The organism is Dawidia cretensis, from assembly GCF_018598175.1.
GTDB lineage: Bacteria > Bacteroidota > Bacteroidia > Cytophagales > Cyclobacteriaceae > Ohtaekwangia > Ohtaekwangia cretensis.
In genome coordinates this window covers 1-263 of the sequence record NZ_JAHESE010000206.1, presented here as the reverse complement: position 1 = coordinate 263, position 263 = coordinate 1, and the positions used below count along the sequence as shown (strand labels likewise).

General features: G+C 52.9%; 1 protein-coding gene. It reads left to right on the top strand.

The annotated features are described in order from the left end of the window. Positions 1 to 263, top strand: a 263-nt coding sequence (locus KK062_RS30375; protein ID WP_254088129.1) for a hypothetical protein, incomplete at both ends; no start/stop codon positions are given.

Sequence of the window (263 nt, the reverse complement as noted above, 5' to 3'; positions counted from 1 at the left end):
CTACTACATCTGCGAGGAAGAGGAAAGGCTGATTACGTCGTTGATCGAATTCTTCGATCCCATCATCCACAACCTGCGACAAGAGTATCCGGTCATGAAGCAAAAGCTGCAATTCAAAGTACAGCGCCGCTGCTACATCAACCTGCGCTCGATCAACGGCGCGCCCGAGCTGAAGCTGGTCACGGACGAAGAAAAAGATGAGCAGTACTACAGCCTGGAAGACGGCGCCCGCGACGGCATAGCCGAAATGAAATGGCTCTATC